The sequence below is a fragment of the Alkalibacterium sp. genome (genome assembly GCF_046484155.1).
Taxonomy (GTDB): Bacteria; Bacillota; Bacilli; order Lactobacillales; family Carnobacteriaceae_A; genus Alkalibacterium.
In genome coordinates this window covers 1-10,625 of record NZ_JAWOBT010000028.1, presented here as the reverse complement: position 1 = coordinate 10,625, position 10,625 = coordinate 1, and the positions used below count along the sequence as shown (strand labels likewise).

The 10,625-nt window shown below is 43.4% G+C and carries 8 protein-coding genes; 6 read left to right on the top strand and 2 right to left on the bottom strand.

Annotated elements, in window-relative coordinates:
- From R6U02_RS02270 to R6U02_RS02255, 4 genes are all read left to right on the top strand, one after another.
- Positions 1 to 794, top strand: a 794-nt coding sequence (locus tag R6U02_RS02270; protein ID WP_410262014.1) for a class I tRNA ligase family protein, incomplete at its 5' end; no start/stop codon positions are given.
- Positions 795 to 1,238: 444 nt separating this feature from the next.
- The gene (locus R6U02_RS02265) at positions 1,239 to 2,999 is read left to right on the top strand and encodes an ABC transporter ATP-binding protein (protein ID WP_410262013.1); all 1,761 of its coding nucleotides are present in this window, start codon (positions 1,239 to 1,241) and stop codon (positions 2,997 to 2,999) included.
- Positions 3,000 to 3,235: 236 nt separating this feature from the next.
- Positions 3,236 to 4,900 carry a polysaccharide biosynthesis C-terminal domain-containing protein gene (locus R6U02_RS02260; protein ID WP_410262012.1) on the top strand — a complete coding sequence of 555 codons (1,665 nt, stop codon included), beginning with the start codon at positions 3,236 to 3,238 and terminating at the stop codon, positions 4,898 to 4,900.
- 36 nt (positions 4,901 to 4,936) lie between these two features.
- Entirely contained in the window at positions 4,937 to 5,665 is a 729-nt protein-coding gene (locus tag R6U02_RS02255) for a pseudouridine synthase (RefSeq protein ID WP_410262011.1), read from the top strand.
- 251 nt (positions 5,666 to 5,916) lie between these two features.
- Here R6U02_RS02255 and R6U02_RS02250 read toward each other — a convergent pair whose 3' ends face one another.
- Positions 5,917 to 6,180, bottom strand: a complete 264-nt coding sequence (locus R6U02_RS02250) for a hypothetical protein (RefSeq protein WP_410262010.1) — start codon at positions 6,178 to 6,180, stop codon at positions 5,917 to 5,919.
- Positions 6,181 to 6,398: 218 nt separating this feature from the next.
- Entirely contained in the window at positions 6,399 to 7,244 is an 846-nt protein-coding gene (locus R6U02_RS02245; RefSeq protein WP_410262009.1) for an NAD(P)H-hydrate dehydratase, read from the bottom strand.
- A 224-nt stretch (positions 7,245 to 7,468) separates the two neighbouring features.
- Between R6U02_RS02245 and pepV the strand changes: the two genes are divergently transcribed.
- Both pepV and R6U02_RS02235 read left to right on the top strand, forming a co-directional pair.
- Entirely contained in the window at positions 7,469 to 8,875 is a 1,407-nt protein-coding gene (gene pepV / locus R6U02_RS02240; RefSeq protein WP_410262008.1) for a dipeptidase PepV, read from the top strand.
- Between the two features lie 165 nt (positions 8,876 to 9,040).
- Positions 9,041 to 9,907 (top strand): hypothetical protein, encoded by an 867-nt coding sequence (locus R6U02_RS02235; RefSeq protein WP_410262007.1) that lies wholly within the window; start codon positions 9,041 to 9,043, stop codon positions 9,905 to 9,907.
- Positions 9,908 to 10,625 lie beyond the last annotated feature (718 nt).

Genomic DNA, 10,625 nt, shown 5'->3' with positions numbered 1-10,625 from the left:
GTTTCTGGCATAAATTCTTGTATGATCTAGATCTCGTTCCAACCAAAGAACCATTCCAGAAACTCTATAACCAGGGGATGATTCTAGGCGAGAACAATGAAAAGATGTCTAAATCTAAAGGGAATGTGGTCAATCCAGATGACGTGGTCAAAAAATACGGTGCAGACACACTCAGACTCTATGAAATGTTTATGGGACCGCTCGATGCAGCGATCTCCTGGAACGAAGATGGGCTAGAAGGGGCACGTAAATTCCTGGACCGTGTCTGGCGTTTGTTCGTCGACGAAGAAGATAAGTTGAGGGACCGCATCACCACGTTCAATGATGGCTCTCTTGAAGTTGTCTATCATCAAACCGTGAAAAAAGTCACGGAGGATTACGAAGGTCTTCAATTCAACACAGCCATTTCTCAGCTGATGGTGTTCACTAATGCAGCCTATAAAGCGCAAGGCTTGCCGCTTGAATATTTAAAAGGATTCATTATACTTTTAGCTCCGATCGCACCTCATTTAGGGGAAGAACTTTGGTCAAAAGTGACGGGGTCAGAGGAAAGTATCGCGTATGAACCTTGGCCGACATTTGACGAAACGAAACTGGTTGAAGATGAAGTTCAGGTCGTTTTCCAAATCAATGGAAAAGTCCGTGCGAAGAATCAGACCTCCAGAACTATTTCCAAAGAAGATCTGGAAGCGATGGCTTTGAGTGACGAGAAAATTCAAGAACACTTGGAAGGTAAAACCATTCGTAAAGTGATTGTTGTTCCGGGCAAACTGGTCAATATCGTAGCGAATTGATCAGATAATAAGCAGTGGCACCTTTTATGATAAATGGATCAAGATAAGTAGAAGCAAACAGAGCAGGCATTGTCAAAATGCCCGCTCTGTTTATTTTGTCAGTTAAATAATTGTGCGGCCTGAGATCAATAGGACAAACGGGAATGCATTTTCCGCGTGAGTGGGCGTTAATAGGCGCAATAAGTCAGACTGAAAAGACGATGACGATTTGAGCGGGTACTATAGGACAAAATAATGGGGGCTCATTTTAAAAAAGTTTCGTCGAGAACAAGCAATGTTTCAAACTTATTCTAACTGGCGATAAAACAAAAACTTGGCCAATCATTATGAAGCATTTGGGACTATCGGCCCAAACGCTACTTTTTCATGGCTTACTTCTCAACGATACGGTAAAATAAAGACAACACGATCTAAGTTTTTCTCAAATGAAACGAGGGCGGTCACATGCAAACTAAAAGTGAATTGAAAACACCGACAAAACAAGACCTCAAACAGTTCAGTCGTCTCTTGTGGTCAACCAATATTTCTAAAGGGCTGATCGCTATCGGTCTAGCGGGCAGCATCATAACCACCTTGACGCAACTCATGATCCCGTTGGCTACTCAACGGTTTATAGATGGGATCGAGTTCGATTTTTTCACACCCTGGATGATAGCTGCAATCATCGGTATCTTTATTGTTCAAGTCATATTTAACGGCTTTTCGAATTATGTGTTACATAAAATCGGTCAGCATGTCGTCGCAGGATTGAGAGAGTTTCTGTGGAATAAGATCATTAAACTGCCGGTCACTTTTTTCGACCGGTATGCTTCAGGAGAAATCGTCAGTCGCTTGACCAACGACACGTCCATCGTTCAAAATTTGATTTCCTCGTTCTTCCCGCAATTTATAAATGGCATCCTGACACTTGTAGGAATCTTTTTTATCCTGATAGTCATGGACTGGCAGATGACCCTGGTGATGTTAACGGCTGTACCGCTTGCCTTGGGTCTTATCCGGCCGCTGGGAAAACGCATCGCGAAAGTTTCCCGGGAGATGCAGGACGAGACTGCGATCTTTTCGGGTAAAGTCCAGCAGACCATTGCAGAAATCCGGTTGATGAAATCATCGACAGCTGAAAATTATGAAAAAAATAAAGGTGAAGCGGACATTGCCAAACTGTATCGTATCGGTTTAAAAGAGGGCAAGTATATTTCTATTATCGGTCCACTGATGTACACACTGATGATGGGCGTCATGGTTTTTGTCATCGGGTATGGCGGTGTACGCGTTGCCCGTGGCGTGATGACGACCGGGCAACTGGTTGCTTTCCTGCTTTATTTGTTTCAGGTGATCTTTCCGATAACGACGTTCATGAATTTCTTCATGCAGATCCAGAAAGCAGCTGGAGCGACAGAACGGATCGCCCAGATCCTCGATGAAAAGGAAGAAGCAAAACGGCAGGGCATCAAGCTGCCCATAGATGATTTGCCGATTACTTTTGATCACGTGAGTTTTGCCTATGAACCGGGTAAAGAAGTGATCCATGACGTATCATTCAGCACGCTTCCAGGTGAAAAAATTGCCTTCGCCGGTCCGAGTGGTGGGGGGAAATCGACACTGTTTTCGCTACTGGAACGCTTTTACACACCAGACAGTGGGGAAATCCGTGCAGGCGATACGCTGATCGAAGATATCAGTCTGCATTCATGGCGGAGTCAAATCGGCTACGTATCTCAGGAGAATGCGATGATGTCGGGGACCATCAGAGCAAATCTCTGTTACGGCTTGCCTCATCCTGAAACACTGACCGAAGAACGCTTATGGGAAGTATTGGAAATGGCCTACGCTAAAGAATTTATCAACCGATTTCCGGACAAGCTGGAAGAAGAGATCGGTGAACGCGGAATCAAATTGTCAGGCGGTCAGCGTCAGCGGATCAATATTGCCCGTGCCTTTTTAAGGGATCCGAAAATTTTAATGATGGATGAAGCCACGGCCAGTCTGGATAGTCAATCTGAAAAAATCGTCTCTCAAGCCTTGAACAAGTTGATGGAAGGACGCACAACGTTTGTCATTGCTCACCGCCTGAGTACGATCTTAGATGCTGACAAAATCGTCTTTATAGAAGATGGCCGACTGACCGGAATCGGGAAACACCATGAGTTGATCAAAACGCACCGGCTGTATCAGCTGTTCGCCAAGCAGCAGTTATCAAAAGAGTGACAATGTAAAGATTTGATGACAATTCGGGAACGTTTGATGAATCTTTACCCTAAAAGATTGCGCCCTCTGCAATAAAACAGTAGAATAAGGGTTAGGTAAAAAAGGAGCCGTGTGCTCCTTTTTTTCTTGACTATATCAACATCAATTTAAAATCAAATCAAATGAGCAGAACAATACAAAATGCTGGACCTTTTATAGCAACATAAGAGGATAATTTGAAAGAGGGTTTCAAATGAATGGATAACGATACAACGACAAATACAGTTAAACCTGAAGAATCTCACGACAGCAGAATGGTAAGTGGTGCAGCCTGGATGACCGCCGGAAGTATGATCTCCAGGATCTTGGGCGCATTATATATCATTCCCTGGTTTGCCTGGATGGGTGGTCAGGCACCGGGAAATGCGGCTATGGCACTGTATCAAATTGGTTATATTCCGTATGGATTTTTTCTGGCTCTCGCTACCGCGGGCGTCCCGTCAGCGATTTCCAAACAGGTCAGTTATTACAATGCGCTGGGAGAATTTGAAATCTCCAAGGGTATTTACAAGCAGGGACTGAAAATCATGGCATTTACTGGTGTGATATCTGCACTGGTCATGTATTTCATTGCCCCGGTCATCGCTCAGTCAAGTCCGTCAGCGAATACAAGTGAAGCGATCATCGTTATGCGGTCATTGACCCCGGCTCTGCTTATCATCCCTGCTCAAAGTGTGACACGTGGCTTTATTCAGGGTCATAATAAAATGGCCCCTTCAGCGATTTCTCAAATCATCGAACAGGTAACGCGGATCATTTTTCTCTTAAGTGCTGTTTTTGCAATAAGACAAGTCATGGGTGGAGAAGTCGTAACGGCCGTTGCCTTTTCAACGTTCGCAGCCTTCATAGGAGCGATATTCTCGCTGGGATACTTAGCGTTCAACCTTAAGCACATGAAAACGGCGTTTGATTATGCCCCTGAAGAAAGTTCCGGGAAATTATCGGTTTCACCCAACCAGCTGATCGTCAATATCATCAAAACGTCGATTCCCTTTATTATTATTGCAACAGGGATCATCGTCTTTCAGATGGTCGACCAGCTCACATACAGCCCGTTGATGCGTCAGTTTTCTGATATGAGTGATGATATGATTGAAGCCACCTACGGAATAACTCAAGGAAATGCGCACAAACTGATCATGATCCTAACGTCATTCGGGACGGCTTTAGCCATTGCCTCCGTACCGCTGATCAGTGACTTGATAGCGAAAAAGAACATGGATGAAGTAAGAAGACAGTTTTCCAAAGCAGTGCAGTTGCTGCTTTTCGCCATGTTCCCGGCAGCCATCGGTATGGCTGTCGTTGCTGAACCATTATATGCCGTGTTTTTTGAACAAAGCGATTTAGGTACCCGCATCACTCAAGTGTCTGCTGTAATGAGCATCTTTGTGGCTCTCTATGCGGTACTGGGCAATATTCTGCAGGCTTCCAACTTAACGCGGCCGGCAATCAAAGCCTTGTTTACCGGTTTAGTCGTGAAAGTAGTCAGTCAAGTCCTCTTTGTTGCCTGGGTCGGACCCTATGGCATGCTGCTGTCTGCGATCGCAGGCTTTCTAGTCAGTTGCGGCATGATGCTTTTCATCATGCACAAACATACGCACTATTCAGCCACTCGACTCTTCAGACGTTCGTTCTTGATCCTGATCTTGTCCTTAGCGATGGGAGCAGGAACGGGACTCACGAAGTTTGGCTTGGATTTTTTCATTGACTACAACAGCCGTTTCCAGTCCCTTATCAGTCTGGCAGTCATTTCAGCTGTAGGTATTTTGATCTACGGTTACCTGGTACTGAAAACACAATTAGCCGATCGCTTGATTGGCACAAAAGCGGCCAGTGTCCGCCGTAAATTGAGAATGAACTGAACATCAAACAAATATGAAAGAAAGAAAGGAGTACGTATGCGCTTAGATAAACTTCTAGCCCACAGCGGGTTAGGCACACGAAAAGAAGTCAAGAAATTATTGAAAAAGAAAATTGTTGAAGTGAATGAGAAGATTGTCGTTGACCCTAAAACACATGTGGACCCCGAAACAGATGTCATCACAGTTTTAGGCGAACGTATTGCTTATCAGGAATTTGTTTACTTCATGTTAAATAAACCGCAGGGCGTCATCAGCGCGACGGAGGATGCTGTACATGATACGGTCATCGATCTGCTCGAACCACAAGATAGCTTGCAGGAGCCGCATCCAGTCGGGCGACTTGATATCGATACTGAAGGCTTGCTCTTATTGACCAATGACGGCAAGCTGACACATCGCTTGTTATCACCGAAGCATCACGTCGATAAATTATACTATGCACAAGTGGATGGCATCGTGACTGAAGAAGATGTTGACGCTTTTAAAACAGGTGTGACATTGGAAGACGAGTTTGGAACATATGAGACAATGCCGGCAAAGTTGACGATTCTGGAAACAGATGAAGAAGCTGGGACATCTAAAGTGGAAATAACCATTCAAGAAGGAAAATTTCATCAAGTCAAACGCATGATGGAAACGGTAGGTAAAAAAGTGACCTACTTGAAACGCGTAGCCATGGGCGACTTGAAACTGGATCCGCTGCTTGAATTAGGCGCGTATCGTCCCTTGACTGAAGCAGAAATTGACATGCTGGAAAACAGTTAGTAAAACAAAAAAAAGACAATGAGGGTGACACATCACTTAGGCTGAAAATGCCGAGTGATTTGACCAACTCATGTCTTTTTTTATTTATTTGAAAAGAACGTGCAATCATCGAGCAGCATCGGTCTCGCTCTTAACTCCCTCACTAGATTACAGCTAACTCCTTAAGCTAAGGCCATCAACAAACATTTAGAATGAAAGAAACCTCCGCTAGCGGAGGTTTTCCTTCTGAATCATTGATCTTAGGGTCTTTTTCAAAAGAAAAAGGTTTGTAATATAAGGGCGAGGAAACCAGCGGCAATATAGGCAGCGGCAATGCTCATCGTCCAGATCGATCTTCTTTTTTCGTAGGCATATTCTTCATCTGAATATTCGCCACTGGCTTTAGGTATTTGCCACAGCGAGAAGACAAATAAAGCCGCGATGCCTAGAAAGTAAACAAGTTGAAAGTTTAACCACATGAGGAGAAAACCCAGTAGAAATACCCATGAAACGATCCACAATAATTTCTTTTTCATTTAATATCATCCTTCACAGTAATGTTTCTAACTGTTTCATTGTATCGTGTATAAAGACGACTAGCAATTGAAAAAAGTGTGAAAGAAGCGCATAAATCAAACTGCGGACAGAACGCTGGATGACAGGATGATCGATAGGTCCTGCTTTCGCTGTACAGGCTACTCGACTAAAGGGAAGGATCAGCTAATGAACAAATACGACGTTCATTCCACATCGGTCAGATCCATCTTTTCTGCTTGTCTTTGGAAATGTCCTTCATCACTTTAGGGATCTGTTCGATTATTGCTGTAGGCAGCGTCACGTAATGAGTCAGACTGAGTTGATCAGCGATATAACTGTGCAGATAAACAGCAGATAAGATCCCTTCCTTGATCGTATCGAATTGAGGGACGAACCCGCCGATCATACCGGCTAAAGCATCTCCCATACCGCCTGTTGCCATCGAAGGGTTGCCTGTTGTGTTTTCCCAAACCTCATCATCGAAGTAGACTTCAGTCCGCGCTTTTTTCAGAATGACGATGGCCTTCAAGTCTTTGACGTATTCCTGGTTCACTTCTACAAACTGTTCGTCGGGAGATAAATTTGTCAGTGTTCGCCATTCGCCTAAATGAGGGGTTAAAATCAAGGTTGCCTTAGGTTTAGGCACGACTTCGTTCATGTGTAAATAAATACCATCTCCATCAACGAGTAGAATTTGATGGGATTTCACTGTTTCATACACAGTCCGCAAAATAGTGAGGGATTCGTCGTCGCGTCCAAGTCCCGGACCAATGACGATCATATCCATAGAACTTACGTAGTTTTTGAGTTGTTGCGTGTTGTTCATGGGGACAAACATGGCCTCTGGCAAACGTGCATGCAAGGCAGCTTTATTGGACGGATGCGTGGCGACAGTCACCAGGCCGGCACCACTATAGACGGCAGCCGAAGCGGCTATAATGATCGCCCCGGCCATGTTCTCGTTGCCGCCGACCAACAAGACTCGCCCGTATGAGCCTTTGTAGCTGGTACGTTCACGAGTGGGCATGAAAGCTTTCACTGTTTCTTTGGTGATTTTGTTCATATAAAACCCTCCTAAATTATCACAGTTTCTTATCCTTAGTTTATTACTTAATGAGAAAAGAATCACGTCAGAACAATCGTCAAGATGAAATTAAATGACTAGCGGTTGGTCATTGCTTATTAAATGATTTATTTTAAATAATGTACTGAACAATTGGCGTTTGATGAAATTAATGATAAAATAGCAAAAGAGAGTTAAGTTACTTAATCAAGGAGGACGATAGAATGACACAAAATATAGACTGGAAAGCAGAAGCAGCCAAACGCAAGGATGCTTATCTAGAAGATTTATTTGATTTATTACGTATTGATTCAGTACGTGACGACGATAATGCTACAGACGAAGCACCTGTAGGTCCTGGACCTAAAGAAGCACTTGAAGCCTTCTTAGCATTAGGCGAGCGTGACGGATTTACAACTAAAAATGTCGATAACTGGGCAGGTCACATCGAATATGGTGACGGTGACGAATTAATGGGCGTCCTAGCTCACGTAGACGTTGTACCAACAGGAACAGGTTGGGAAACGGATCCATTTGAACCTGTCATAAAAGACGGCCGTCTGTATGCCCGTGGTTCAAGCGACGATAAAGGCCCCGGCATGGCAGCTTATTATGCGCTGAAAATGATTAAAGACCTGGACTTGCCCGTTTCTAAAAAAGTCCGTTTCATTATTGGTACGGATGAAGAAAGTGAATGGAAAGGGATCAAACATTATTTAAAAACTGAACCAGAACCTGACTTTGGTTTCTCGCCAGATGCCTCATTCCCTATCATCAACGGTGAAAAAGGAAATGCTACGGTGTTTATTGAAACAAAAGGTGCAGTCGATGGTGGATCAGAAGAATTAGTCCAGTTTGAAGCAGGCTTACGTCCCAACATGGTACCTCAAGAAGCTGTTGCAGTCGTTAAAAGCAAGAACCCGGAAGCGATACAAGCTGGTTTAGCTGACTTCGTAGACGGTTTGCCCGTTAGTGGTGTTGCCGCTGTCGATGGCGACCAGGTGACGATAGAAATGACAGGTAAAGCAGCACACGGCAGCAAACCTGCCAGTGGCGTCAATGCGGCAACTTATTTAGCCCGCTACTTGTCTGATTTCGATTTCGCAAAAGATGCCAAGGCCTTCTTGGAATTGACCATGCTTTACCTGCATGATGATCCTGAAGGAGAAAAATTGGGCATTGCTGTGACAGATGCAATAATGGGAGAGTTAACATCTAACCCAGGTGTCTTTTCATTCAAGGCGAATGAAGGCGGAAAAATCACGGTCAACATGCGTTACCCACAAGGAACAACGGAAGAAGCATTATTTGAAACATTTAAAACGAAATTATCTGACTATGACCTGACATTGTCTAAAGCAAACGGAAAAGAACCCCATTACGTTCCTGCAAACGATCCGCTTGTTACAACTTTATTAGACGTGTATCATCGTCAAACAGGTTTAGAGGCTCATGAAATGGTTATCGGCGGCGGTACATACGGTCGTCTGATGAAACGCGGTGTAGCATTCGGTGCAATGTTCCCTGACAGTGTCGATACGATGCACCAGGCCAATGAATTTATGGCGATCGATGACTTGATGAAATCAATGGCTATTTATGCAGAAGCCATCTATGAATTGATTAAGTAAAACAGAATAACTGACAGACACCTTTGCCGTTGCTTTTATGAAGCAGCAGCGAGGGTGTCTTTTTATATTCAGCAAATAAAATATAGTCTTTTTAAAAAAATATAAATCTGTACTAAAAGCTATGTTATACTAGATTTAAATACACTGAAAAGGAGATGTCTCATAATGAAATTAATATCCGACATTTTTAAATCCCTGCAATTATTCATTAAAGAAAACAGAGCCGTAACGAGTGTCATATCAGCACTGGTCCTTGTTTTATTCATTATTGTGACCATCGGTATTGGACAATCACGTCACCAAGTCGAAAGTCGAAGCATCCAAGCCATGAGTTCAGAAGTTGAAGATACAGAAGAGACAATGGAAGATAATGATGAAGATCAGACTGAAAAAAATGATGAAGATGACTTGGAATCGACAGAAGATGAGGAAGACTTAACTGATGAAGAGAATACCGACGAAGATGAAGAGACCGAAGAACTCGTCGATGAAGAAACTGACGAGTCTGAGGACGTTGAAGCATCAGTAGAAGAAAATACAGAGGATGACGTTTCTGATAATGAAGATGCAGAAATAACTGAGACTGAAGAAACTGCAGAAAAATCAACCTGGACAGCGCCGGTGAAGAAGACCCCGTCCTCATCCAGCAATACGAGCACTGAACAGCCGTCTACCAATAAACCAGCAAGTCAGCCGTCAACTAACGATTCAACTAATTCCAGTACTGGAAGCAGTTCGAATCAGACAGAGGATAAGAAAACGAACACTGATACTACCACAACAACAGCACCTGAAATGGAAACTGATAAAGAAGAACCCGAAACAGTAGAAGAACCCAAAGAAGAAGTGAAAGAACCAGTGAAAAAAGAGCCAGCAGAAGACCCCATCGAAGAAAACCCCGTTGTCGAAGGGGAAGTTGATGGAACGACTGGAAATTTAGACGAAAAAGAAACAGAAACGAATGAAGAAACAAAAACAACCCAAGAGAAGACTGATGATAAGAAAAAAGAGCCAGTCGATTCCTCTGACTAACTTCATAGATAGGTAGAAGCTAGCCTTGTGCTAGCTTCTTTCTGTTTTTAAAGAACTTTATAATGGCTACTGAAGATGAACTTTTATTTTAGTCTGCATTTTGCGCTCCAAATGACAGACTCACGAAAAAATAGTAGCTGAGCTTGTCATTGCGCGCTCCGAATGACGAACTCACGAAAAAATATAAGCTGAGTCTGTCATTTCATGCTCCGAATGACGAACTCACCAAAAAATAATAACTGAGCTTGTCATCTTGCGCTCCGAATGACGGACTCACGAAAAAATATAAGCTGAGTCTGTCATTTCATGCTCCAAATGACGAACTCACGAAAAAATATAATCTGAGCTTGTCATTGTGTGCTCCGAATGACAGACTCACCAGAAAATAATAACTGAGTCTGTCATCACACAATCCAGATGACGAACTCACGAGAGAATAATAGCTGAGCTTGTCATCATGCGCTCCAAATGACAGACTCACGAAAAAATAGTAGCTGAGCTTGTCATTGTGCGCTCCAAATGGCAAGCTCACGAAAAAATATAATCTGAGCTTGTCATCATGCGCTCCAAATGACAGACTCACCAGAAAAAAGTAGCTGAGCTTGTCATCATGCGCTCCGAATGACAAGCTCACGAAAAAATAAAATCTGAGCTTGTCATTGTGCGCTCCAAATGGCAAGCTCACGAAAAAATAGTAGCTGAGCTTGTCATCACACGA